Raw genomic sequence first — 24,734 nt, forward strand, 5'->3', positions numbered from 1 at the left:
TATATTACTTTTTCTTTTCTTTCGTCTCAACGACAACAGCATTTGGAGTAATGTTGATAATGGTATCCCGTTTGATGATCGTTGTATCCGTTGCAGGAACTTCTTCTTCATCAACTTCTTTGACTTCTGGCAATGCACACTTCAATCCCAGATTAGTCATCAGCCATTCTGTTTCTTTTAGATCATGGTTTCCATATCGATCGAAACATTCATAATATGAAATATCAGCATAGTGACGTTCTAATTCTCTGTGCAATATTACCTTTGAACCCACTGGAAGATAAATTGTTACATTCACTTCTTGATCACGATAAAGTTCTTTTTCTCCTAATTTAAAATGACTATCAAAAATAATATTTGCACTATCCTGAACGGCTTTATAATTAATTGCGGAAGCGCGTTTTGTTGCGATATTATAGTTTGCACCTTTTGCAGAATATTCATATTTAATATAAGGCATTTGTGTGGAATCTATTCTTTCAAATCGAATTCGGATATTATCTTGCAAATAATCAGACAAGTTAGTTCCGTTAATTTTCAAGTTCGTACGTGAATCATTTCCATTTAATTTAATCACACGCACATCACGCTCAGTAATGCGATAAACCGATCGTCTTTCCAATGTTTTTTCTTCTACGATCTTACTTTCTTCTTTAAAATCTTTAGCTACGGATCCTGTGTAATAAATGATACCCCCCAAAGAAACTAGCCAAACTAAGAATAAAGAAGTTGTGAGATAATTATTCATCGGCCTTTTATTAAATAGAAGTCTGATAATTAAATAGAATAGTCCTGCAAATGGAATCGCAATTGCCAAAAATGCCGCAATTAATGCCCATGGAGCTTGTGTTGGATCGATTAGTGCTAAAGGCTCAATAACCCCCTGATCCGTTATCCCTGCAATACCTAGACTAAAAAATACAAGCGCAATTAATAAACCAATTAAACTTGTTCCTATTGCAAAAGCAACGAGTAAACCTATGACCTTGGCAACGATTTTAAGAATTTCTCCAAATGCATTTCCAGCCGACGTTACTCCTTTATTGAAACTGGAACCAGCTCCTGAAAAATTTTCACGAAGGCCACTCAATTCCTCTTCAAAACTTCTTTTAAAATTTTGGATATTAGGGGATTCTCCTCGCATTTCCATTCTATCTGCCCGCGTTATTGCAATTGGCATTACAATCCACAAAATGATATAAACTAAAAATCCTGAACCAAAAAGGATCACAAATAGAACGAATAGTAGTCTAACCCATCTTGACTCTACCCCAAAGTAATGTCCCAAACCACTACATACACCACTGATCACTTTATCTTCCGGATCGCGCATCAGCTTTTTTTCCGCTCTAATGTTATTATAGCTATTCGTAGATTTTTGATCTCCGTAAGGTTGATCAGAATCATTGATTTCGAAGTCGCTAACACTGCCCATCTGTGCGATAACAGCATTTACATCCTCCATATTCAACACTTCTTTAATGCCTAATTGGATCTTCTCAGTAAACATTTCAGCAATACGATTTTCGATATCATCCAAAATCTCTTTGCTATCTTCAGAATTTCCGAAATGTTTTTTAATATCAATCATATAATTGCGCAACACATCATATGCGTCCTCTTCTATATGAAAAACGATACTATTTATATTGATAATTATAGTCTTGTTCATGTTATTTATAGGTTATATTGATTCGTCAATTCTGTTAGTTCTCTCTGATAGAGATGTCTCTACGGCAAAAACAAGTTCTTTCCAGGTGACATCCAACCTTTCGAGTACCTGATGTCCTTCTTCCGTAATTTCATAATATTTACGAGGAGGCCCAGAGGTGGATTCCTTCCATATATAACTCAACAAACCGTTATTCTTAAGTCTTGTCAGCAGTGGATACAATGTACCCTCTACCACCAAGAGCTGTGCTTTTTTCAGTTCGCTGATGATATCAGAGGCGTATATCTCCCCTCGGGAAATAATTGAAAGAATACAATACTCTAGTATTCCTTTCCTCATTTGTGTTTGCGTATTTTCAGCTATCATAACAATACAAAGATATATGTTTTATTATATACTATGCAATACATAGTACTGTAAAAAATAAAAGTATTTTACAATTAACTGATTATCAGATATATAATTTTACAATTATTTGAATAATAAAATTCATTTTTTATTTTATTTATAATTACTTTAGCACGAAAATTGATTATAAGGACGCATGATAAGATTGTTATTAGATTATAAGTGGGTAATGCTGTGGGCTGTAGTGGTCATTGTACTTTGTTGTATGCCTGGGCAAAGTTTTAATAAAATACCATCCTATCCTGGGATGGATAAGCTCGTGCACGCAGGTATGTTTTTCGTTTTCTGTACGTTGATTTACAATGGTGTCTTAATACAATTCAAAGGTCGACCAACAAGATGGGTTCCGATATTAATTGTTAGTATACTCGGGATTTTATTTGGATTATTAACAGAAGCTTTACAGCTCTATATTTTTACCTATAGATCTGGAGATTGGTGGGATCTTTTTGCTGACAGTGTTGGAATTGGGATGTCAGGATTTGCTTACCTGCTTTTTTATGTGAAGCGAAAATAAGCTCATTATTTACAGTTCTTAACCAAAGGAACTTATTGAAATTTTTACTTTATTGAAGAAAAATTGTAATTACCTTTGGATATATACTGGAAACAAAAGGTAATTAAGCTCTTGCCAAAGTTAAAATAGAAATTTTACAGCCTATAGCGATTAATTGCTCGGCAGCAGCAGTTATTGTCGCTCCAGTGGTCAATACATCGTCCACTAAAAGAATATGTTTGTCTTTCACAGCTGTTTCATCTGGACAAAAAAATACGTTTAGGACATTTTCATAGCGTTCTAATCTCGATTTTTGAGTTTGACTGACGGTTTCGACTTTTCGAATTAATCCATGTTCTAAAATTGGCTTGGAAAGTGATGCTCCTAATCCTTGTGCAAAATAAAAAGATTGATTATATCCTCTTTTCTTCCATTTCTTCTTATGCAGCGGAATAGGAATGATGATATCGATATGGGTAAAGAGGTCATTCTTTACTAACGTTTTGCCATATTGTTCTCCGAAGAAATAGGCTAATTCAGGTTGGTTAGCATATTTTATTTGATATAAAATACGTTCAACACGCGATTCTTTCTTTAACAAAAGCATTGCTGCAGCATGTTCAAAAGGAAATTTACCCCAAAGCTGACGTGCAACTTGATTGTTTGGATCCAAATGAAAATTAGTAATTGGTAAATGGAATAAACAACTTGTACAGATATGTTTTTCCTGGCTCATCAAAACATGTCCACAGCCAGCACAGACAATAGGAAAAAATAGTGTCGAAAAATCTTTTAGATAGTTGAATAATTGGTTCTTCATCATGATTATGGCTATACGAATATAGCCATAATCATCTATATTAAGCTTCTTGAGCCTCTTTATCTTTTATCGCCAATTGACCACATGCCGCATCAATATCTTTCCCACGACTTCTTCGAAGATTGGTATTAATACCTTGACTTTTTAAGTAATTAGCAAATATCTCTATCTTATCGGCATCCGCATTTAGGAAACTTGCCAATGAAATTGGATTATATTCAATGATGTTTACTTTGCAAGGTACATGTTTACAAAATCTTGCGAGTTCTTTGGCATCTTCCAGATCATCATTGAAATTATCAAAAACGATATACTCAAAGGTAATTGGACTCTTTGTTTTGGCGTAAAAATACTTCAAAGCATCTGCTAACGCTTCTAATGTATTCTGTTCATTAATCGGCATGATTTCATTTCGCTTCTTATCATTTGCAGCATGTAAAGAAAGTGCCAAATTAAAGCGAACCTGATCATCACCGAGTTTTTTAATCATTTTTGCAATACCAGCTGTAGACACGGTAATGCGTTTAGCAGCCATATTCAATCCATCAGGAGAAGTAATTCGCTCTACTGATTTCATCATATTTGCGTAGTTTAACAAAGGTTCTCCCATACCCATATAAACGATATTCGTCAACGGTTGGTTATATTTTTCCTCTGCCTGTTTTGCAATTAAAACAACTTGATCATATATTTCGTCCGCATTTAGATTACGTTTACGATCCATATAACCTGTAGCACAGAATTTACACGTTAAGCTACAGCCCACCTGCGAACTGACACACGCCGTCATTCTCTCTGGAGCAGGAATTAAAACACCTTCAATGACATTGCCATCATACAATGAAAAACTACTCTTAATGGTTTTATCTGAACTTATTTGTGATTGTTTTACTTTGACAGCATGAATAACAAAATTCTCCTTTAGCTTCTCTCTCAAAGGTTTACTCAGATTGCTCATCAAATCAAAATCTACACAAGACTTTTGCCAAATCCATTCGTAAATTTGTTTTGCACGAAATCCTTGCTCACCCATTTCAGTAAGCTTTTCTTTAATCTGATCTATCGACAGACTACGAATATCAATTATTTTACTTTTTTCAGCCACGGCACAAAGGTAAAGTAATTTCTATAAAAACCTTCTTGTTATAATGTCATAAAATATAGAACTGTCTGAATAATAATTTATTACTTAAACTAAAAATAAGATATACAAAACCCATACTCACTCCATCGTTATTCTTATGATTGGCAATATAAAAACAAGCAAAATACTTAACTGAATGAAAAAGAACCTGCTGAATAGCATATGAGATGAAAATAACAGAAAAAAAATATAGTTCAATACTGTATTCTGTATAAAGTTTTCCTAGTTTTGAATGACGAATTTCAAGATATAGCATGAAATAATCTTAGTATAAGACAATTCTTATTATCATCGTGTTACTAATGGAAATAAAAAAACTAGAAAAAATACATTATGTCGATGTTGCTCGAATTTATCAACAAGCAATAGATGCAGGAAATATCACATTGGCAACAAAAACAGCTTCTTGGGAAGATTGGGATAAAGAGCATTTGACATATATGCGTTTTGTTGCCATCAGTAACGAAAACGTCATTGGCTGGGTTGCTCTATCTCCTGTTTTACAACGTACGGGATACCAAGGAGTCACAGAGTTAAGCATCTATATTGATGAAAATAAACAAGGTAACGGAGTCGGGAAAATATTAATGCACTATATTATTGATCAAGCTGAGCAAGCTGGTATTTGGACGATACTCTCTTTTATCTTTCCTGAAAATAAAAGAAGTATTGAATTGCACAAAAAATTCGGATTTAAACTATTGGGAACTCAAGAAAAAGCGGCAAAACTAAACGGTATTTGGATGGATAATTGTATTTTGGAACGCAGATCAACAATTATTTAGCATAAAAAATCCCATTTTTAAAATGAAAATGGGACACTGTTTATTGCTTTAATATAGGTAGAAAACTTAACCGTGTATGGCTTCTTTATTACCATATGATTGTATTAATTTCCCTTCAAAATCTAACCACTCTTTCCAACGCTTATCAACATCAACATCCGTCGAATATTGACGTGCAAAATTAAGAAAAGTCGTATAATGGTTTGCCTCAGAAATCATTAAATCATGATAAAACTTAGCAAGTTCTTCATCTTTTATATTTTGTGACAACACCCGAAAACGTTCACAACTTCGAGCTTCGATCATTGCAGCAAACAATAAACGATCGATAAACGCCATATTGCGAGAACCATCTTTCTTATTGAATCTCATCAATTGTCCCACATAATCATCCTTACGTTCTTTTCCTAACGTATACCCTCTTTCTTTGATGATATCAATGACCATTTGAAAATGTTGCATCTCCTCAATAGCAATAGCCGTCAATTCATGCACCAATTCTTCATATTCCGAATTATACATGATTAAAGAAATAGCATTTGAAGCTGCTTTTTGCTCACACCAAGCATGATCCGTTAGAATTTCTTCTAAATTTCCTTCTGCAATATTCGCCCATCGTGGATCCGTTAACAATTTCAATCCTAACATCTTGTCGTTTCTATGATTTGAATCACAAAGTTAAGCATATCTTAGGGATATAAAAATGTTCAAAATTACATCCCTGAGTTTACTCTCCCTTTTTAAGAGCTGCTCTTACCTGAGGTGCTATTTTAGTACCAAAGACTTCGATAGCCTTCATCATATCCAAATGGGCAGGAGCACCAACATCCATATGTGCAGAAAAACGAGTTAAACCTAACGATTCCTGAATTTTCAAAATTTTATCTACCGCATAATTTGCATCACCGATGATGAGGTGTCCATGTGATGAACGACCAAAATCATATTGTGTACGTTGGTAAGCAGGCCAACCGCGATCTCCACCGATACGATTCATCTGAGCAGCATAGATTGGATAATATGCATCTGCTACTTGTTGCGAGTCGTCTCCAAACAAAGCATGCATATGTACACCAACTTGGAAATTTTCCATATCATGACCATTATCCTCATAGGCTTGTTGATACATTTCGACTAAAGGTTTAAATCCTTCGTATGTACCTCCAATAATAGCAAACATAACTGGTAATCCTAATTTTCCAGCACGAATAACCGATGATGTTGTACCACCAACTGCGACCCATATGGGTAAGTTTTTTTGAACAGGACGAGGAAATATCTGTTGATTCACTAATGTTGGTCGAAATTTCCCTGTCCAACTAATGGTTTCCTGTTTATTCAATTTCACTAATAAATCAAGCTTTTCTTCAAACAAAGCGCTATAATCATTCAGATTATATCCAAATAATGGAAAAGACTCAATGAAAGACCCTCTTCCCGCCATCAATTCAACACGTCCATTTGATAAAACATCAACCGTTGAAAAATCTTGAAATAACTTGACAGGATCTGCCGAACTCAATACCGAAACAGCACTTCCTAATTTTATATGCTTAGTCACGGAAGCTGCTGCTGCCAAGATAATCTCTGGAGAAGAAACAGCATAATCTGGACGGTGATGTTCCCCCATTCCAAAAAAATCAAGCCCTACTTCATCCATCAATTTTACTTGTTCAATAATCTGATGTAATTTCTCTTGTGGAGATTGTATATGTCCTGTTTTGGGATCAATATGCAAATCGCCAAACATGCCTATTCCTAATTCCATATGGTTTTATTTTTATAAGTTTGAACAAACCTATCAAATTTGTTGCTGTAAAAAATTGATCTACAACAATAAAAATATCAATAGCTTAAGATTAGAAACTTTTTATAGTCGCTTTCACCACTTCCAACGCATTACCATCAAAATGATGATCTCCTTTAAGATATATCGTGCGTATATCATTCAGATGAATTTGTTTAACAGGGAAGTTCGTTTCATCCTCGCCAAGTAAGATTGAAGTTTTAGTGCCGACCATCCTATTAATCTCAGCAACGACATCCATACCTCTTTTGATATTGCTTCTCCCCCATAAATCAGCAACATGGATTTCCAAATCCGTAGAAGAAGAAGGCTCTAGAAGAGCAACAGCCTTCAATCGTTGCTTCCAAGATACAGACAATCGATTCACAACAAAAGGAATGACGTCTGCTCCAAATGAATAGCCAACAAAATAAACAAGCTGATTTGTTCTTCTTACCAATAACTTACTCAGACTGTTGCTGAGTTCTTTTGTAATCTGGTCGGGAGATTTTTTATCCCAGAAAAAACTTTTAGAATCAACGGCAGCTACTGTATAACCTTGATTTCCTAAAAGTTCACAATAGTTATTCGAAAAATTATTAAACCCTCCATCTCCACTTAGGTAAAGCACAACTGGGCTGTTGTTATTATTGTTCCAAATCTTGACAGGTGCTTCTTTCGATTGTGCCATTCCTGACATTTTTATTAAAAATAACATTATGAAAAAACCTAATTTATATCTCTTCATTTTAATAAGATTAATTTTCAGGCTTCATTACTTTAGACAAAGCTTGAGGCAATTGTAATAAGTCAAAATCATTGCCAAAAACTAAATATTTGTTTTCCCAAATAGTCGCATACTTCTCTTTAAAGTCTCTCAAACTCTGATAATGCTTAAAAGAACCGACTTTATCAGCAGCAAATTTCATGATTTGCTCTGCAGGATTATCTGGAGATTCTATTCCGCTCATCGGCACCATGCCCAAATTAATATATTTATACCTTTTATTTCGCGCATATTCAACCAGTTTGATGACCAGTGCATCCATACATCCGCTAGGAGCTTCTTCTACTTTGCGGATAAGATCATAGGTACATTCTCCTTCTGTAAAATCAGGTATGATGTTTAAAAAGGAAACGATTTTCCCTTGATCATCCTGCACGACGATAACATCCTGTTGTTCAATTTCCAAAGTATTAAACTGTCCCTGTGAGAAAATCATTTCTTTTTTATCAAACACTGTCAGCCATTCATCCGATACTTTCTTCAATTCTTCCACAATCTCAGTTCGTTGCGGAGCCAATAATATACGCGTTGTATATCCCTTTTTTTCTAAACTATTTAACCCATTTCTAAGCGATTTTCTACTTTTCCCCTCTAAAGAAAAAGAAGCAACATCCATCAAGGCCTCTTGTCCAATAATAATTTTTCTTTTCCGAAGCGCATTAAAATAAAGCAAACTGTTTTCATCTACTCGATAATAGATCGATTTAAGTCCTAAAGAATGGCAATACTGCTCAAACTCTTCAATCAGTTCATCCTTATCATCAAAAGCACAAACAGGTTCCTCCAAAACAATCGCAAAGGGTTGACAGATACGAAAGGACACAAAACCATCCGTGATCTTAGAAAAATAAAGCTGTTTATCTTCCGCTAATTTAAAATAGTCCATCGGTGAACTTCCATACTGCTTCAACAGTCCTTTTGCTTTACCAAAAGAATTTTGTTCATTATCATCATCTTTAATAATCTTAGGACATAACCAGGTATAGATCAAAAGAATCCATGAGAAAAGACCCCAAAAGTGTGTAATATTCAGAAACTCTCTACCGAATGCTGTTAAGGGATGTAGTTCATCATCAAACAATAAAAAGCTTTGCATGGTATGGTATATGGATTGTTGCCAAGTAAACGCTACTCCAAAATGCTTTTTATCAATCACATAAAAACTAATAAATCCAAATAAGCAAACACAGCCAAGTGCTATAAAAAAAGTTGCAAAACCGATTCGCATCCAGTTTTTATTCATCTTTATTCGATACTGTCTTCGGTTCGTCACCAATAACAAGATGATAACCAACGAGACGATCGCTTCTTCATAGTCCAATGCCTTTCCAAGATGCCCGATCAAGGAGAAAAAAGAAAATAACACGGCTATCCAAAAAGCGGATTTATAACCCTTGATGAGATAGGCTGCACTCACCATGAGTCCTAATCCCAAAACCAAAACCATCAATTTAGAAGCATGTATGGCCTCTATCGGTAGGTAATATTTATCGAGTCGCATGCGTTCCGCTAATGGCGGCGTGGCCACAGAAATGATATTGATAACCCCCAATAAGAAAATAGCTATCGCAGGCAAAATACGTGCAATAATCTGTCTTCCTCTCCAAATAAAGGAGAAAACTCCAAAAATCAAGGGCAACCAAAACTCAAAAGATCGATAAATAATCGTAATTCCCAATCCCTCCTCCTTACTATAACCATAAGATGTCAAGATGTATAACATGGTAAACTCAACAGCCCCCAATCCTCGAAGAAATGGGGACACCATCATCAAAACAACGGAAATCGTATAAGCAACAGCCGCAGCCTCCAATGAAATATGCGTTTGAAGCGCATACATACTAATAAATGCATGTGCAATACCACATGATTCTATACCAATCGAGATTAAAATAGTCATCCACAAATAACCTTTATGAATATTCGCGGAAAAGATTTCATGGATGTTATTGATCAACTTCGGAAATTTAATTTCCAACCATGTATACAGTCCATTCTTAACCCGGATTGACCAAAAGAAAACAAAAGAGAGTCCCAATATCAAGCCCAGTATAAGCAGAGAAATCCATGCATTACCAAAATTCTTATCATCAAAAACAGTATAGAGAATAATCGGGACACCTATTATAAAAACAGTTAGAAGTCCTACATAGCCATATATCGCACCAGCTTGATGAATTTGTGTCGAATTGAGTTGCTTCTTTCTTAATTGAGAAGTTGTATAGGCTAAGGAACTAACTCCTCCTGCTGGAAGAAATACACTCAATAAATTTCTTTTCAAAAATAATTCAACCGCGTCCCACAAGTTCAATCTCAGCCCAATCGATCGAAAGCTATAGATATACATAACTCCTTGTAAAAGGATATAAATTATGGTAATACTCAATCCGATAAGTAACCAATTGAAATCAGCTGAAGCCAATTGAGGCCCAATGGATGTGATCTCTTTTCGTTCACTTCTAAAAAAAACAAAAGCCAATAATACAATGAAAATAGCTAACATTTCTTTCCAATAAGTTTTAGGAGAGAGTTTTCTTATTCCTCTAAGTAACGCATCCTTCATATTTACAAGACATATTATCTAAGTTAAATATAAACAGTATTTAACCACATTAAAATAAATTAATTGTAACCTTTTTTTAAATATTTACGATGTGGTAAACAGTGACATAAAAAATAGGATGAATAATTCTTCTGCTTTTTATGTAAATTTCCATCGATGGAAAAACAAGAAGTACTTTTTATAGGTTTAGTATGGCCCGAACCAACTTCGTCGGCAGCAGGATTTCGTATGCTACAATTGCTAAAAAGTTTTCAAAAAAATGGTAACACCATCACTTTTGCTAGTGCTGCTACAAAATCACCCTATAGTGCCGATTTAAAATCAATGGGGATAAAAGAAGTTGAGATTAAACTAAATGATCGTAGTTTCAATGATTTTGTTCAAGAGCTCAATCCAGGCATTGTTCTTTTTGATCGTTTTATGACGGAGGAACAATATAGCTGGCGCGTCGCTCAAGAATGTCCTTATGCTATTCGTATTTTAGATACCGAAGATTTACACTTTTTGAGGCACGCAAGACAATCCAATGCTAAAAATGGAGAACAATTTGATCAAACGTTATTGTATTCCGATACGGCAAAAAGAGAACTAGCGGCTATATTACGTTCAGATATCTCGATTATTATCTCTGAACTGGAGATGCAATTATTGACCAATCAATTCGGTATTAGTCATTCCATCCTGTATTATCTTCCCTTCCTAGAGGAGCAGATCACTACGGAAACTGTTTCAAATTGGAAATCCTATGAAGAAAGAGCCGATTTTATGTTTATTGGCAATTTTATACATGAGCCCAACTGGCATACGGTACAATATCTAAAATCTGAAATTTGGCCTTTACTCCGAAAAGAAATCCCGAAGGTAAACCTCCACATCTATGGCGCCTATCCCAGTCAAAAAGTTTTACAACTGAACAATCCTCAAGAACGGTTTTTTGTCCATGGAAGAGCGGACAATGCCCAGGAAACAATGTCCAACTATCGTGTGCTGCTTGCACCTATTCAGTTTGGCGCTGGACTAAAAGGCAAATTCATAGATGCCATGCAGACAGGTACACCAACAGTGACCACAACGATCGGAGCAGAAGCGATGCGTGGTGATCTACCTTGGAATGGTTTTATCGAGAATGAACGGGAGCAATTTATAGAAAAATCCGTCGAGCTGTACAAGCATAAAGAACTATGGTTAGAAGCGCAACACAATGGCACAGAGATTATTAATCAACGCTATTCGCGCGAAAAATTTGAAGATGACTTTTTAGTCAATATTTGTTTCATAAAAGCACAACTTCACGCACATCGTCAGCAAAATTTTATTGGACAGCTTTTACTTCACCATACTGTCCTCAGCACGAAATATCTATCCTTATGGATTGAAGAGAAAAACAAAAAGTAGACTTATTTTAGTCCCTCCCACCATTTTTCATAAGATTGATCTAACTTATTTAAATAAACAATTTCACCCATTTTAGGTGTTAAAACGGGGATATTTGCTTCTTCAGCATGTTTCGCAACAAGCGCTAAAGGTTCCTTCCAATCATGTAAAGCGAGTGCAAATTTTGCGGAATGAACTGGAATAAAATGCTTTGCTTTCAGTTCAACAACCTCCTTTAGCAGTTCTTCGGGCATCGTATGAATATAGCGCCACGTTTCATTGTATTGACCATTCTCTAATATCGCTAAGTCAAAGGGACCGTATTTATCTCCAATTGTTTTAAAATGTTTACCATAACCACTATCGCCCCCTAAAAACAAATTATACTTTTCCGTTTGGAAAACAAAAGAGGTCCATAAGGTATTGTTACGCTGAAATTTTCTTCCCGAAAAATGACGAGCAGGAGTCGAAATGATTTTAAACTTGTCTTCAAAAGTAGTTTCATCATACCAGTCTAGTTCTGTAATCTGGCCCTCTTTAAAGCCCCATCTTTCAAAATGAGCTCCAACGCCTAGACCACATATCACCCGCTTGATTTGAGGCCCCATCTTTTCTATTGTTTCATAATCCAAATGATCATAGTGATCATGACTAATCAACAAAAGATCAATCGCTGGAAAATCCGCTGCTTGATAAACATAGGACATCTTAAAGGGCTTATTACTTCCTGGTACAGGAGAAGCATTGTTGGAAAAAACAGGATCTACCAAAATCTTTTTCCCATCAATTTGTAAAAGATAGGAAGAATGACCGAACCAAATCATCAAATCTTCACTTGGTAAAGATTTAAGATCCTGTTGCACAACAGGTAGCGGGTTTTTAGGACTTCTGATTTCACGATCTTTAAATAAAAAATCACAGGTTGATCCCAATAAGCTTTCTCCTTCTTTTACTGCAGGCGTATATTCTAAATTTTGGAATTGTGAATTCTTATAATTCGGAGAGTTTTTCACTCGATCCAAACGATCTCCAGTAATCTGACCACCAAAAAGGGGGCGCATTAAATATATATTTCCCATACCAACAAGGACGATTATGCAACTAAAAATTATTAATAGACGTTTACTCATTTTCATTTAACCAAATATAGAATAAAATAAGCTAAACAAAACTTTATTTCGAGACATATACATGTTCCAGAGATAACCTGGTTCCTTGGACAAAGGATGGTATAAAAACCGCTTTATTTCCATGTTAGAACGACATTTGACGAAATGATAAAGGAAGGAAAACACCTTCAAATCAACATGTGTACAGGTATGACTATCTTACATAAGATGTATTTTTATAGATTTCTCAAAAGCAACAAACTCACATCTTTTATTCAAATCACAGCAAATGCTGACAAATAGATCACTACATATAGATAAACGAAACCCGACATATCTGGCTTTTTGACAAAAATCTGACTGTTAAAAAATGTTAATAATACGCAATATCTCATTCTTGATATTACTTTTACCGCAAATATGAGAGCGATATATGTACTTGTCCTAATTTTTAACTTTTTCCTGTTAAAGGGAGATGGAATTGTTTTGGGAAATACGCAAATACACACGTTTGCAAATGCTCCTCTTTCTTTTCATACTAAAAAACCAGAAGTCAGATTTAAGGCTCTTCATCAAAATTCATTTATTACAAGTGGATTAAATGAAAGAAGGTACGACTTAACAGAAGATGATACGGACGACGAACTTGTTTTTGAGTCCCATTCCGTTTCAGTAGTCAAACAGATTGCTTTATTCAGCTATGCTGTCGCACTAATTTTTATCTTTAAAAATTTAAAGAGTCGTTTATCGATATTTCAAAATCAATCGTTCACCTCTACAGACAAATACATTTTTCAACGCGTACTCAGACTGTGAAATTTCTCTGATTTCAGTCTTTAGAAGGATTATTTACATCATTACTTATTTATTGTAAGATAGTTTTTTGCTGCCACAATTTTTATTGTGTGAACCGCAACGACTGAGATCTTTTCCCTACTCCAGGAATATTTCCCCTATTTATTTCCATATATTTTATAATTATTTCAATCATGAAAAGAATTAGAATAATAGTTTGCATGAATTTATGTGCCCTATTAATTCAGACAAGTTGTTCATCTAAAAAAGAAGAAAAAGCTGAAGAAATCCAATACGAAGTGACCAATCCGATACGTATGGACACGACCTTCTCAAAAGATTATGTATCACAAATCCAATCTGTTCGTAATATCGAAATCAGAGGATTAGAAAAAGGTTACCTTCAACAGATTTATGTTGATGAAGGTCAATCTGTCAAAAGTGGGCAACTTTTATTCAAGATAATGCCCAAATTCTTTGAGGCCGAGTATCTCAAAACACAAGCTCAGGTAAAAGCCGAAGAAATAGAACTCCAAAACACGAAAGCATTAGCGGATAAGAACATTGTATCGAAGAATGAGCTCGCATTGGCTCAGGCAAAAGTCGATCAAGCAAAGGCAGAAATGTCTCTAGCAAAACTACATGTAACCGCAACCGAAATTCGAGCTCCATTTGATGGAACAGTCGATCGTATTCCATTAAAATTAGGAAGCCTTGTGGACGAAGGTCAACTCCTAACAAGTCTATCCGACAACAGTCAGGTATACGCCTATTTTAATGTTTCCGAATCCGAATATCTGGACTATCAAACTAATATTCAAAATAGAAGCAATACGAATGTAAGTTTGCTTTTAGCCAATAACCAACCCCTCAAATACAAAGGGAAAGTGGAAACGATAGAAAGTGAATTCAATAATGAAACAGGAAGTATTGCTTTTAGAGCACGTTTTCCAAATCCAGATAAATTATTAAAGAATGGTGAAACAGGTCGTGTTCAGATGCTTGTTCCCCTCAAAAATGCGTTAATTATCCCACAAAAAGCAACATATGAAATTCAAGACAAAACCTACGTTTTTGTCATTGACAAAAGTGGTGTTGTAAAATCCAGAAATATTACCATCAGTAATGAATTACCCGATCTATATGTTGTCTCCTCAGGTCTTTCTGAAAGTGACACCATCTTAATTGACGGTATTCAAAAAGTAAAAGATGATGATAAAATTAAATTTGAGTTTAAAACACCAAAAGAAGTTCTTGCTCATTTACAAATTCACGCGCAATAAGCCAACATAAAAAATTAGTCATGTTTAATAAATTCATACATAGACCGGTACTGTCTATCGTCATATCCTTGATTATTGTTTTTCTTGGTATATTGTCGATGCTCAAACTACCCGTTACGCAGTTCCCTTCTATCTCTCCTCCCAAAGTAAATATCACCGCGGAATATCCAGGAGCGAATGGTGAGTTGATGGTTAAATCTGTACTTATTCCACTCGAACGTGCTATTAATGGTGTTCCTGGTATGAAGTACATTACCTCAGATGCTGGAAATGATGGAGAAGCTTCTATTCAAGTTATCTTCAATCTCGGAACCGATCCCAATTTAGCAGCAGTCAATGTCCAAAACAGAGTTTCATCTGTTATCAATAAATTACCGCCATTAGTTGTTCGTGAAGGGGTAAAGATCACAAGAGAGGAATCAAGCATGTTGGTGTATATCAACTTGTTTAGTAATGATCCTAAAGCCGATCAAAACTTCCTTTACAATTATGGGGATATCAATATATTGTCCGAACTCAAACGTATTGACGGTGTCGGCGATGCTGATATCTTAGGAAATAGAGAATATGCCATGCGTATCTGGTTAAAACCCGACCGGATGATGGCTTATAAAATTTCTGCTGATGAAGTTCTCAAAGCCCTTGACGAACAAAGTTTGGAAGCTTCTCCAGGTAAAACCGGAGAGAGTTCAGGAAAAAGATCACAAGCTTTTGAGTATGTTTTAAAATATCCAGGACGTTTCAGTACAAAAGAGGGGTATGAAAATATCATTTTAAAATCCACCGCTAATGGAGAGATCCTACGTGTAAAGGATGTTGCCAACGTTGAATTCGGAAGTTCCTTCTATGATATTTATTCGACATTGAATGGCAGACCCTCTGCAGCGATTGTCATTAAACAATCTTATGGAAGTAATGCTAGTGATGTCATTAAAAACATCAAAAGCAAGTTAGCAGAGATCAAATCAACAACTTTCCCTAAAGGAATGGATTATGAGATCAGTTATGATGTTTCCAAATTTCTGGATGCCTCTATTGAGAAAGTTGTCCATACGTTATTAGAGGCATTTATTCTCGTGGGTATTGTTGTCTTTCTATTTTTGGGAGACTGGCGATCCACCTTAATTCCTGCTATGGCAGTTCCCGTTTCTTTGATTGGAACTTTTGCCCTGATGTCTATGTTTGGTATTACGCTGAATCTCATTACCCTATTTGCATTAGTCATGGCCATTGGGGTCGTCGTCGATGATGCCATTGTCGTCATCGAAGCTGTTCATGCTAAAATGGAGGAGAAAAATCTATCTCCAATGAAAGCAACAGAAGAAGCGATGCATGAAATTAGTGGAGCCATCATTGCGATTACCTTCGTTATGGCAGCAGTATTTATTCCTGTGGCCTTTATGTCAGGACCTGTCGGGATATTTTATCGGCAGTTCTCCATCACCATGGCAACCGCGATTATTCTTTCTGGTGTTGTCGCACTGACACTTACTCCTGCTTTATGTGCAATGATATTAAAAAATGAGCATGGAAAACCAAAGAAGAAAACGTGGTTAAGTAAGGCCTTAGACAGTTTTAACAATCTCTTCACCAAGGGAGCTAATCGTTACCAAAATCTATTAAGCAAAATCGTCAATAAGAGACTCGTAACATTTGTGCTCTTAGCGGCTTTCTGTTCTGCCATATTTTTCTTAAACAATAGTCTTCCATCTGGTTTTATCCCGAATGAAGATCAAGGTATGTTCTACGCGATTATTCAAACACCTCCAGGATCAACGTTGGAAAGAACAAATCAAATTGCAGAGGAACTTCAAAAAATAGCGAAGGGAATCGATGGAGTAAAATCAGTTTCTTCTCTGGCTGGATATGAAATCCTAACGGAAGGTACTGGTGCCAATTCTGGAACTTGTTTGATCAACTTGAAAAGTTGGGAAGATCGTAAAGGTTCTGTTCAAGATATCATGCATGAACTAGAGGAAAAATCGAAAGATATCACGGGTGCTACGATCGAATTCTTTGGCCCTCCAGCCGTACCTGGTTATGGCGCTGCAGGAGGTTTCGAACTACGTCTTTTAGATAAAGCTGGATCTGGAGATTTCAAAAAAATGGAAACCGTTAGTAAGGATTTTGTGAAAGAACTTAGTAAAAGACCAGAACTCACTTCTGTTTTTACATTTTATAGTGCTAGTTTTCCACAATATATGCTTCGGATAGATAATGAAAAAGCAGAACAAAAAGGAGTCACTATCGATAATGCGATGAACACACTTTCGACTTTAGTCGGTAGTAACTATGAGACTAGCTTTATCAAATACGATCGACAATATAAAGTCATGGTACAGGCATTGCCACAATATCGCGCTATGCCAGATGATATCCTCAAATTATATGTCAAGAATGATCGCGATGAAATGGTGCCCTATGCTGCTTTTATGAGTTTAGAAAAAGTGTATGGTTTATCCGAAATCACCCGACACAACATGTACAATTCTTCCGAAATCAGCGGTGCATCTGCATCGGGTTATAGTAGTGGTGAAGCGATCAAAGCTGTTACAGAAGTAGCAAACGCGACCCTACCTAGAGGTTTCGGTATTGAGTGGGCAGGTATATCTAAAGATGAAGTTTCACGTGGAAATGAAGCCATCTATATCTTCTTGATCTGTTTAACTTTCGTGTACATGATTTTAGCCGCTCAGTATGAAAGCTTTATTCTTCCGCTAGCGGTGATTCTTTCTTTACCTGCAGGTATTTTTGGAGCCTTCCTTCTCTTGAAGTTATTAGGTTTAGAAAACAACATTTATGCACAGGTTGCCATGGTCATGCTCATTGGTTTACTGGGGAAAAATGCGGTATTGATTATCGAATTTGCCGTACAGAAACATAATTCGGGTAGTTCTGTGCTTGCAGCAGCTATTGAAGGTGCAGGAGTCAGATTCCGTCCGATTTTAATGACATCCTTTGCTTTTATCGCAGGTTTAATCCCGTTGGTATTTGCATCTGGACCAGGAGCTATCGGAAATAAAACAATTGGAACCGCAGCTGCAGGAGGTATGTTAATTGGAACTGTATTTGGATTGTTGATTATCCCTGGGCTATACTACATTTTTGGGAAAATAGCTTCTAAAAACAAATTGACGGAATATGAAGATGAAAACCCTTTATCAGAAGAAATCGATAACAATGGATAATATCAGGATACAAAAATGCATTGGAATAGTCATAATTTGCCTGACTGCAGCGAGCTGTAAGGTACCCGCTATTCCAATTGCTAAAGAAAATAAAGCGCTACCAACGACATACAGTAAGGATTCGGTAGCACTTGCGAATGACACGACAAATATGGTTGTTACGCCTTGGCGTGATTTCTTTTCGGATCATTACCTCAGCAATCTTATTGACACGGCTTTAAAAAATAATCAAGAGCTGATGATTACCTTGCAAGAAATAGAAATTGCCAAAAGCGAGGTTCGTTTCAAACAAGGACAATTATTCCCAACAGTAGAGGCTGGTATTGGAGCTGGCGTAGAAAAAGTAGGTCGCTATACCAGTCAAGGTGCGGGTGATGCTTCTACAGAAATTACGCCTGGCAAGAACATGCCAGATCCGCTCATGAATTACGAAGCAGCCATTACAGGTAACTGGGAGGTTGATATCTGGGGGAAATTGCATGATCAAAAAAAGGCTGCCATATCACGCTATCTTTCTACTGTAGAAGGAAAGAATTTTGTCTTGACCAATTTGGTTGCTGAAGTTGCTAATTCTTATTATGAATTACTGGCATTGGATAATCAGCTGGAAGTGATACAGCAGACGATTCAATTACAAAAAGAAGCGCTCGAAGTTATTCAAATTCAAAAAGAAGCGGCAAGATCAACAGAGTTAGCGGTTCAGAAATTCAAAGCTGAAGTCTTAAACTCACAAAGCTTAGCCTATGAAATCAAACAGGATATAAAAGAGACGGAAAATAAGATTAACCTCTTATTAGGTCGATATGCACAGGAAATCCCAAGAGATAAAAACAGTTTCTTGACAACGGTTTCTCCTGCTGTTCGTAGTGGAGTGCCTTCACAACTATTGGCAAACAGACCTGACATTAAAAAAGCGGAATTGGAATTAGCGGCGGCGAAGTTAGATGTAAAAATTGCCCGAAAAGAGTTTTATCCTTCCTTTAACATTTCCGCAACGTTAGGACTAGAAGCTTTCAAACCCTCTTATTTTGTCAAAATGCCTGAGTCGATGTTATATTCTCTTGCTGGAGAACTCGCAGGACCTTTGATCAACAAAAGTGGTATTAAAGCTGAATTTAGCAAAGCGAATGCGGTACAGTTGCAGGCGATGTATAATTATCAGCAAACCATCTTAAGCGCCTATGCGAACGTATCCAATCATCTTTCCAAGATTAATAATCTGCAAAAAAGTTATGATCTAAAATCGCAACAAGTAGATGCTTTAACGAAATCAAATGAGATCTCAAATGATTTATTTAAATCCGCTCGGGTAGATTATTTTGAAGTCTTAATGACACAAAGAGATGCTTTAGAAGCAAAATTAGAACTGATTACAACAAAAAGAGATCAACTGAATACGGTCACAAACATGTATCGTGATCTAGGAGGTGGTTGGAAATAAATCCTATGAACGAGAAGAGCTATCCAAACCAGATAGCTCTTTTTGTATATACTCCCTCCATTCAATACACACGCATGAAGAAGTGCTGATCTCCATTTTGACTTATCTACATGAATAGCCAATATGTATTGTTTTATTAAAATACATTTGTTTGTTTTTGGATTATAATCTCTTGATTTAGAAGGATTAAAAATTTTAAAGTTAAAAATTAAAACTTTAAAATTTAAAAAGAGTTTATATAAGAAATAATTATCAAAGCTCAATTAAATAAGTTGAGTAAAAAATTTTCTTAACCTAAAAAATGAGCTATGTGGAAACATTACAATAGTAAACTCATCTTATTTCTTCTTATACTCACAAGCTGTAAAAACGTAAAAGAAAAGGCCGATATTATATATTACGGAGGTCCTATTTTAACGATGGAAGATCGTACACCTCAAGTTGAAGCTTTAGCCGTAAAAGACGGAAAAATTCTGTTCGCTGGTGACAAAAAACAAGCGATGTCCTTAGTGGGTGCCAAAACCATTCAGATCAATCTAGAAAATAAAACCTTACTTCCTGGTTTTATTGACGCGCATGGTCATATTACTTCACGTTCTGGCATGACACAAGCTGTAGATCTCTCGCCAAGTCCCTATGGTACTGTTAATAATATCGCGGAGCTCCAAGCGACATTAAAGGATTATATCGGCAAACATCAATTAGATGCCACGACTCCTGTTATGGGAAATGGATACGATGATGCGATCATCACGGAACATCGACATCCTACTCGTGAGGAATTGGACGCCGTAAGCACAACACATCCGATCATCGTGATTCATACTTCAGGTCATGCGAGTGTTGCCAATAGTGCCATGTTCAACTTGCTACAGATCCCTGAAGATGTAAAAGATCCTGAAGGAGGACACTATGGAAGAGACCCTAAAACCAATCGTTTAAATGGAAAGCTCGAGGAAAATGCCAGTTTTACTGCGCTCATGAAATTAACGGAACTTTTACCAAAACCTGCCAAAACAGAGGGTCTTTCCCAATCGCTTAAAGATTTTTTAGCTGCACAGGATGAATGGTTCAGTTATGGTCAAACAACGATTTGTGATGGTAGAACCATGGGAGTAGGACTTTCTTTGCTTCGTGAAGCTGCAGAAAAAAACCTATTAAAAGCCGATGTTATTTATTTCCCTGATTTTGAAGCGAACAAAAAAGATTGGGAATCTTTCTTGCCCAATTACATGAAATATAAAAACCGACTCAAGGTTGGTGGTTTCAAATTTTCTGATGACGGGTCTCCTCAAGGCAAAACAGCTTGGTTGACAAAACCTTACTTAGTTCCTCCAGAAGGACAAAATAAAGACTATAAAGGATTTCCGATCTTTACAGATGAAGTGCTTTACGCGGATTTAAAAACCATTTTTTCGAAAAATATAACCGCACAACTTCATGTGAATGGAGATGCCGCTATTGATCAAGCTTTACGTGTTATCGGAAAATTAAAAGCAGAGGGAATCTACAAACCAGCGCTCAGAGCTACCTTAATACATGTACAAAATAGTAGACCTGATCATATCGCGAAAATTAAAGAGATTGGGGTGATTCCTTCTTATTTTTCAGCCCATGTATATTTATGGGGAGACTGGCATTACAACAGTGTTTTTGGTCCAGAAAGAGCTGCATTTATAAGCCCTGCAAAAGCGGCTAAAGATGCTGGGATAACCTTTACCATCCACCACGATGCTCCTGTTACTCCTCCAGATTTATTAACAGGTGTATATGCCGCAGTCAACAGAATAACACGCTCTGGTATGGTCTTAGGTCCAGATCAGCGTATTCCTGTGATCGATGCTTTAAAAGCGATCACCATACATGCAGCCTACCAATATCAGGAGGAAAATATAAAAGGTTCGTTAAAGGAAGGTAAACTAGCCGACTTGGTTATTCTAGATAAAGACCCGTTAACCATAGATCCAAAAGAACTACGGTCTATTCAGGTTTTAGAAACCATCAAAGAAGGCAAAACAGTATTTAAAAGATAAACGTATTTTATGAAAAAGATTATCCATTTACTACTACTCATATTGGTTAGTATCAGTAGTTTCGCTCAGGGTCATTACAATGGCTCCTCCTTTAATCCCAACGATTATTTTGCCCCTCATGCTGGCTTTATTATTCCTGTATGGTATGGCTATGCAAACATGAATTATTATAATAAAGAGGGCAATAAATCGGATCAATTAATCAATCCTGTACCCGCCAATCCCACTTCCTTAAATATCGAGCAGAATGTCAAAACGCATTCGTTTATTTTAATGGCTATTTATGGCGGTAAGGGGAAAATTCTAAATGCAGATTGGGGAATGATGATTATCCCGACATTAAATAGTCCAACGGCCAGTATCGCATTAGATTATTATTCGCAACAGACCAGTTCGGGCAGGTATAACTTTGCCAATAAAAGCATTGGGTTTGGTGACATGTATATTCAGCCCATCTGGTTGTCATGGAAAGAAGGTAATTTTAAATATGCTTTAAACTATGGGGTTTGGGCACCTACAGGAAAATATGAACACAATAGTTTAGATAATGGTGGACATGGGTATTGGTCACATAATATTCGAGGAGCTTTACAGTACAAACCTCAACCAAAAATCAATTTAAGTGTGGCACCAACTTTAGAGATTAACCAATGGCAGAAAAATACAGATTTCAAAGAAGGAAGTCATCTTACTGTTGATATGGGCGGCTCGTACCTGTTAAACGATCGGGGTGATGAAGTTGGGTTATTCGGTCATTACACCAAGCAAGTTTCTGACGATAAAGGAACAGAGGGTAGTTTTTTGTCTGATCAAACAGCGGGTGTCGGTGGTTTCGTTTCCTATTGGATTGTGCCACGTAAGATTGGGGCAATGGCACGTATCACCCAAAATTTTGCAACAGAAAATCGCTTTGGCGGAATGGCCTTTCAAGCAGGGGTCAATATTTTAATCCCAACAAAGGATGGTACGCATTAATCACGATAAGCCATTATAAAAGAATAACTCTTCATTAAGAAAGTTCCATATGGAGCACTGACTTCCTTAGAGCAGAACAAGTTGACTTTGGTAAAGTATTACCAAGGTCATTTTCGTTAAATCCGATCGTTTTCCTCATGATCTACCTTTGGATTTCTTCATTACCAATAGGGTATCAACGTCTAGTTTACTTAGTATTTTAAACGAACTTTATTCGTACTTCAGACGTACCTTATTCGTGTTTGTTCGAACGAGGTACGAACAAGGTACGAATGAGGTACGAATCAGCTCCCTACTAGTTTACCAGTTGATCCCGATGTTTTATCAAGTTATCCATACTGAAATAATGAATAATGGATTGCTGTATTTCAGTATTTACAGCAACTATTTTTTCCCTATCATCAAGTATCGCATAAGCACCTATTTCCACTGGGATAATCATGCTCTTTTCTACGTTAACTCGTTAAAGAATTTATTGAGAAATAAACATTATCTTCTTTTCTTTGTTGTTCTCCTAAAGAATACTAAACCCATACATGATGGCTGACTTTAATCTGAACCGAAGACAATTCATTCAAGGTGCTACCGCTGTTTTAACGTTATCGGCATTACAAGCAAAAGGGTTGTCCTTTACGGGCACAGCGAAAAACATGCGGGTCGCGTTGATTGGAGCAGGTTGGTACGGAAAAAGTGATCTTTTTAGACTGATGCAAGTCAGCGATGTCCAGGTTGTCGCCATTTCTGATGTAGACAGCAACCACCTACAGGAGGCTGGGAAACTGATCAGTGAACGACAAATCTCCAGGAAGGTTCCTGCGCTCTACAAAGATTATAGGAAAATGCTTGCGAATCATCAATTGGATCTCGTGCTTATTGGTACACCAGATCATTGGCATACGCTACAAGCGATTGATGCCATGCGCGCAGGTGCACATCTTTATTTACAGAAACCTGTTAGCATTGATGTATTGGAGGGAGCAGCTATACTCAGCGCAGCGCGGAAATATAATAAAAAAGTACAAGTAGGCACACAGCGGAGAAGTACTCCCCATCTCATTGATGCTAAAAAACGTGTAATAGACCAGGGGTTGCTCGGTAAAATATCACATGTGGAAATGTGTTGCTACTATCATATGCGAATGAATGGAAACCCTCTTTTGGAACGCGTTCCAGATTTTCTTGATTATGACCTATGGACGGGCCCTGCTCCTCTCCGTCCGTATGATGGCTTACCGCATGGCGGTTGGTGGCGCACGTTTATGGAATATGGGAATGGCATTACGGGTGATATGGGTATGCATATGTTTGACGCAGTGCGTTGGTTGCTACAGCTAAAATGGCCGAAAAAGATCAGTGCAACTGGGGGGATTTATGTTCAAAAAGAAGGAAAGTCAACTATTGCGGATACGCAGACGGCTATTTTCGAATATGATGATCTAAACTGTGTATGGCAACATCGGACATGGGGTACTCCAGCTGATCCCGAATATCCTTGGGCATTTATTATCTACGGGGACAAAGGCACTTTAAAGGGAAGTGTCATGAAGTATGAGTTTATTCCAATCGGTAAAGGGGATCGTATCCTTCAGGATGTGGTCTATGAGAAAGAGAAGTTTCCTGAAGATTTAAAGGAGCCTAGGATTGAACTACATACCGCACCTGCCACTCGGCGACATATGCTGGATCTCCTATCGGCGATTGAACATGATCATCTGCCTGTTGCAGATATTGAAGAGGGATACATATCGACTGCAAGTTGTATCCTCGCTAATCTATCCATGCAATTGAATCGTCCACTGGTATATGATCCGCAGAAAAAAATATGTGTGGACGATCCAGAAGCAACGAAGTTGTTAAGAAAATCTTATCGGGCACCTTGGCAACATCCTTATCGGATATAAACTAAGTAAGCTCGGAAGAAGAGCTATAAAAAAGGGGAAAAATGATCGTTATTCACTTTATAGACGAATATGGCAGCTTTAAATTAAAATACAGAGTCCAGCTATAGATTATAACTGGACTCCATATTTTTTATATACACCGTTTGTGAGATACAGCCTATTTTTATAACGAAA

General features: G+C 36.7%; 20 protein-coding genes. 10 read left to right on the plus strand and 10 right to left on the minus strand.

Going from position 1 to position 24,734, the window contains the following annotated elements; genetic code table 11:
* Nucleotides 1-4 precede the first annotated feature (4 nt).
* Together LZQ00_RS15215 and LZQ00_RS15220 are read right to left on the minus strand one after the other, a co-directional pair.
* Nucleotides 5-1,672 (minus strand): PspC domain-containing protein, encoded by a 1,668-nt coding sequence (locus LZQ00_RS15215; protein ID WP_234510116.1) that lies wholly within the window; start codon nt 1,670-1,672, stop codon nt 5-7.
* Between the two features lie 12 nt (nt 1,673-1,684).
* The gene (locus tag LZQ00_RS15220) at nt 1,685-2,038 is read right to left on the minus strand and encodes a PadR family transcriptional regulator (RefSeq protein ID WP_234510117.1); all 354 of its coding nucleotides are present in this window, start codon (nt 2,036-2,038) and stop codon (nt 1,685-1,687) included.
* Between the two features lie 178 nt (nt 2,039-2,216).
* On the opposite strand from LZQ00_RS15220, the gene LZQ00_RS15225 reads away from it, so the two are divergent.
* Nucleotides 2,217-2,597, plus strand: a complete 381-nt coding sequence (locus tag LZQ00_RS15225; protein WP_234510118.1) for a VanZ family protein — start codon at nt 2,217-2,219, stop codon at nt 2,595-2,597.
* A gap of 103 nt (nt 2,598-2,700) precedes the next feature.
* On the opposite strand, the gene LZQ00_RS15230 is transcribed toward LZQ00_RS15225, so the two are convergent.
* Together LZQ00_RS15230 and rlmN are read right to left on the minus strand one after the other, a co-directional pair.
* Entirely contained in the window at nt 2,701-3,399 is a 699-nt protein-coding gene (locus LZQ00_RS15230) for a ComF family protein (RefSeq protein WP_234510119.1), read from the minus strand.
* Nucleotides 3,400-3,436: 37 nt separating this feature from the next.
* Entirely contained in the window at nt 3,437-4,501 is a 1,065-nt protein-coding gene (gene rlmN / locus LZQ00_RS15235; protein WP_234510120.1) for a 23S rRNA (adenine(2503)-C(2))-methyltransferase RlmN, read from the minus strand.
* Between the two features lie 341 nt (nt 4,502-4,842).
* On the opposite strand from rlmN, the gene LZQ00_RS15240 reads away from it, so the two are divergent.
* Nucleotides 4,843-5,325 (plus strand): GNAT family N-acetyltransferase, encoded by a 483-nt coding sequence (locus LZQ00_RS15240; RefSeq protein ID WP_234510121.1) that lies wholly within the window; start codon nt 4,843-4,845, stop codon nt 5,323-5,325.
* 66 nt (nt 5,326-5,391) lie between these two features.
* On the opposite strand, the gene LZQ00_RS15245 is transcribed toward LZQ00_RS15240, so the two are convergent.
* The 4 genes from LZQ00_RS15245 to LZQ00_RS15260 all read right to left on the minus strand — a co-directional run bounded on the left by LZQ00_RS15245 (nt 5,392) and on the right by LZQ00_RS15260 (nt 10,461).
* A complete protein-coding gene (locus tag LZQ00_RS15245) occupies nt 5,392-5,973 on the minus strand; it encodes a tRNA-(ms[2]io[6]A)-hydroxylase (RefSeq protein ID WP_234510122.1) in 582 nt (193 codons plus the stop codon).
* Between the two features lie 79 nt (nt 5,974-6,052).
* Nucleotides 6,053-7,093 carry an LLM class flavin-dependent oxidoreductase gene (locus LZQ00_RS15250; protein WP_234510123.1) on the minus strand — a complete coding sequence of 347 codons (1,041 nt, stop codon included), beginning with the start codon at nt 7,091-7,093 and terminating at the stop codon, nt 6,053-6,055.
* A 91-nt stretch (nt 7,094-7,184) separates the two neighbouring features.
* On the minus strand, nt 7,185-7,859 hold the full coding sequence (locus tag LZQ00_RS15255; protein WP_234510124.1) for an AcvB/VirJ family lysyl-phosphatidylglycerol hydrolase: 675 nt from the start codon (nt 7,857-7,859) through the stop codon (nt 7,185-7,187).
* Between the two features lie 10 nt (nt 7,860-7,869).
* Nucleotides 7,870-10,461: a phosphatidylglycerol lysyltransferase domain-containing protein gene (locus LZQ00_RS15260; RefSeq protein ID WP_234510125.1), complete on the minus strand. Its 2,592-nt coding sequence runs from the start codon at nt 10,459-10,461 to the stop codon at nt 7,870-7,872.
* A 156-nt stretch (nt 10,462-10,617) separates the two neighbouring features.
* On the opposite strand from LZQ00_RS15260, the gene LZQ00_RS15265 reads away from it, so the two are divergent.
* A complete protein-coding gene (locus LZQ00_RS15265; RefSeq protein ID WP_234510126.1) occupies nt 10,618-11,856 on the plus strand; it encodes a glycosyltransferase in 1,239 nt (412 codons plus the stop codon).
* Nucleotides 11,857-11,858: 2 nt separating this feature from the next.
* Here the strand turns inward: LZQ00_RS15265 and LZQ00_RS15270 are convergent, their stop codons facing one another.
* A complete protein-coding gene (locus tag LZQ00_RS15270) occupies nt 11,859-12,914 on the minus strand; it encodes an MBL fold metallo-hydrolase (RefSeq protein WP_234510127.1) in 1,056 nt (351 codons plus the stop codon).
* Between the two features lie 450 nt (nt 12,915-13,364).
* Here LZQ00_RS15270 and LZQ00_RS15275 point away from each other — a divergent pair, with 450 nt between their 5' ends.
* The 6 genes from LZQ00_RS15275 to LZQ00_RS15300 all read left to right on the plus strand — a co-directional run bounded on the left by LZQ00_RS15275 (nt 13,365) and on the right by LZQ00_RS15300 (nt 22,659).
* Complete coding sequence (locus LZQ00_RS15275) at nt 13,365-13,760, plus strand: hypothetical protein (RefSeq protein WP_234510128.1); 396 nt, start codon at nt 13,365-13,367, stop codon at nt 13,758-13,760.
* Between the two features lie 173 nt (nt 13,761-13,933).
* Complete coding sequence (locus LZQ00_RS15280; RefSeq protein WP_234510129.1) at nt 13,934-15,022, plus strand: efflux RND transporter periplasmic adaptor subunit; 1,089 nt, start codon at nt 13,934-13,936, stop codon at nt 15,020-15,022.
* 20 nt (nt 15,023-15,042) lie between these two features.
* On the plus strand, nt 15,043-18,210 hold the full coding sequence (locus tag LZQ00_RS15285) for an efflux RND transporter permease subunit (protein WP_234510130.1): 3,168 nt from the start codon (nt 15,043-15,045) through the stop codon (nt 18,208-18,210).
* Complete coding sequence (locus LZQ00_RS15290) at nt 18,203-19,651, plus strand: TolC family protein (protein ID WP_234510131.1); 1,449 nt, start codon at nt 18,203-18,205, stop codon at nt 19,649-19,651. The genes LZQ00_RS15285 and LZQ00_RS15290 overlap by 8 nt, the downstream gene beginning before the upstream one ends.
* Nucleotides 19,652-19,959: 308 nt before the next feature.
* Entirely contained in the window at nt 19,960-21,684 is a 1,725-nt protein-coding gene (locus LZQ00_RS15295; RefSeq protein WP_234510132.1) for an amidohydrolase, read from the plus strand.
* 9 nt (nt 21,685-21,693) lie between these two features.
* A complete protein-coding gene (locus LZQ00_RS15300) occupies nt 21,694-22,659 on the plus strand; it encodes a transporter (RefSeq protein ID WP_234510133.1) in 966 nt (321 codons plus the stop codon).
* A gap of 295 nt (nt 22,660-22,954) precedes the next feature.
* Here the strand turns inward: LZQ00_RS15300 and LZQ00_RS15305 are convergent, their stop codons facing one another.
* Nucleotides 22,955-23,101, minus strand: coding sequence for a hypothetical protein (locus tag LZQ00_RS15305; RefSeq protein ID WP_234510134.1), 147 nt, complete (start codon nt 23,099-23,101; stop codon nt 22,955-22,957).
* 97 nt (nt 23,102-23,198) lie between these two features.
* Between LZQ00_RS15305 and LZQ00_RS15310 the strand changes: the two genes are divergently transcribed.
* Nucleotides 23,199-24,560: a Gfo/Idh/MocA family protein gene (locus LZQ00_RS15310; protein WP_234510135.1), complete on the plus strand. Its 1,362-nt coding sequence runs from the start codon at nt 23,199-23,201 to the stop codon at nt 24,558-24,560.
* Nucleotides 24,561-24,734: the final 174 nt, after the last annotated feature.

Origin of the sequence: Sphingobacterium sp. SRCM116780, from assembly GCF_021442025.1 — a bacterium.
In the GTDB taxonomy this organism is placed as follows: domain Bacteria; phylum Bacteroidota; class Bacteroidia; order Sphingobacteriales; family Sphingobacteriaceae; genus Sphingobacterium.

What these genes read in the sequence shown, in the direction of transcription:
- LZQ00_RS15215 (WP_234510116.1), bottom strand. Translation starts at nt 1,672, where the DNA reads ATGAACAAGACTATAATTATCAATATAAATAGTATCGTTTTTCATATA.
- LZQ00_RS15220 (WP_234510117.1), bottom strand. Translation starts at nt 2,038, where the DNA reads ATGATAGCTGAAAATACGCAAACACAAATGAGGAAAGGAATACTAGAG.
- LZQ00_RS15225 (WP_234510118.1), top strand. Translation starts at nt 2,217, where the DNA reads ATGATAAGATTGTTATTAGATTATAAGTGGGTAATGCTGTGGGCTGTA.
- LZQ00_RS15230 (WP_234510119.1), bottom strand. Translation starts at nt 3,399, where the DNA reads ATGATGAAGAACCAATTATTCAACTATCTAAAAGATTTTTCGACACTA.
- LZQ00_RS15240 (WP_234510121.1), top strand. Translation starts at nt 4,843, where the DNA reads ATGGAAATAAAAAAACTAGAAAAAATACATTATGTCGATGTTGCTCGA.
- LZQ00_RS15245 (WP_234510122.1), bottom strand. Translation starts at nt 5,973, where the DNA reads ATGTTAGGATTGAAATTGTTAACGGATCCACGATGGGCGAATATTGCA.
- LZQ00_RS15250 (WP_234510123.1), bottom strand. Translation starts at nt 7,093, where the DNA reads ATGGAATTAGGAATAGGCATGTTTGGCGATTTGCATATTGATCCCAAA.
- LZQ00_RS15255 (WP_234510124.1), bottom strand. Translation starts at nt 7,859, where the DNA reads ATGAAGAGATATAAATTAGGTTTTTTCATAATGTTATTTTTAATAAAA.
- LZQ00_RS15260 (WP_234510125.1), bottom strand. Translation starts at nt 10,461, where the DNA reads ATGAAGGATGCGTTACTTAGAGGAATAAGAAAACTCTCTCCTAAAACT.
- LZQ00_RS15265 (WP_234510126.1), top strand. Translation starts at nt 10,618, where the DNA reads ATGGAAAAACAAGAAGTACTTTTTATAGGTTTAGTATGGCCCGAACCA.
- LZQ00_RS15270 (WP_234510127.1), bottom strand. Translation starts at nt 12,914, where the DNA reads ATGGGAAATATATATTTAATGCGCCCCCTTTTTGGTGGTCAGATTACT.
- LZQ00_RS15275 (WP_234510128.1), top strand. Translation starts at nt 13,365, where the DNA reads ATGAGAGCGATATATGTACTTGTCCTAATTTTTAACTTTTTCCTGTTA.
- LZQ00_RS15280 (WP_234510129.1), top strand. Translation starts at nt 13,934, where the DNA reads ATGAAAAGAATTAGAATAATAGTTTGCATGAATTTATGTGCCCTATTA.
- LZQ00_RS15285 (WP_234510130.1), top strand. Translation starts at nt 15,043, where the DNA reads ATGTTTAATAAATTCATACATAGACCGGTACTGTCTATCGTCATATCC.
- LZQ00_RS15290 (WP_234510131.1), top strand. Translation starts at nt 18,203, where the DNA reads ATGGATAATATCAGGATACAAAAATGCATTGGAATAGTCATAATTTGC.
- LZQ00_RS15295 (WP_234510132.1), top strand. Translation starts at nt 19,960, where the DNA reads ATGTGGAAACATTACAATAGTAAACTCATCTTATTTCTTCTTATACTC.
- LZQ00_RS15300 (WP_234510133.1), top strand. Translation starts at nt 21,694, where the DNA reads ATGAAAAAGATTATCCATTTACTACTACTCATATTGGTTAGTATCAGT.
- LZQ00_RS15305 (WP_234510134.1), bottom strand. Translation starts at nt 23,101, where the DNA reads ATGATTATCCCAGTGGAAATAGGTGCTTATGCGATACTTGATGATAGG.
- LZQ00_RS15310 (WP_234510135.1), top strand. Translation starts at nt 23,199, where the DNA reads ATGGCTGACTTTAATCTGAACCGAAGACAATTCATTCAAGGTGCTACC.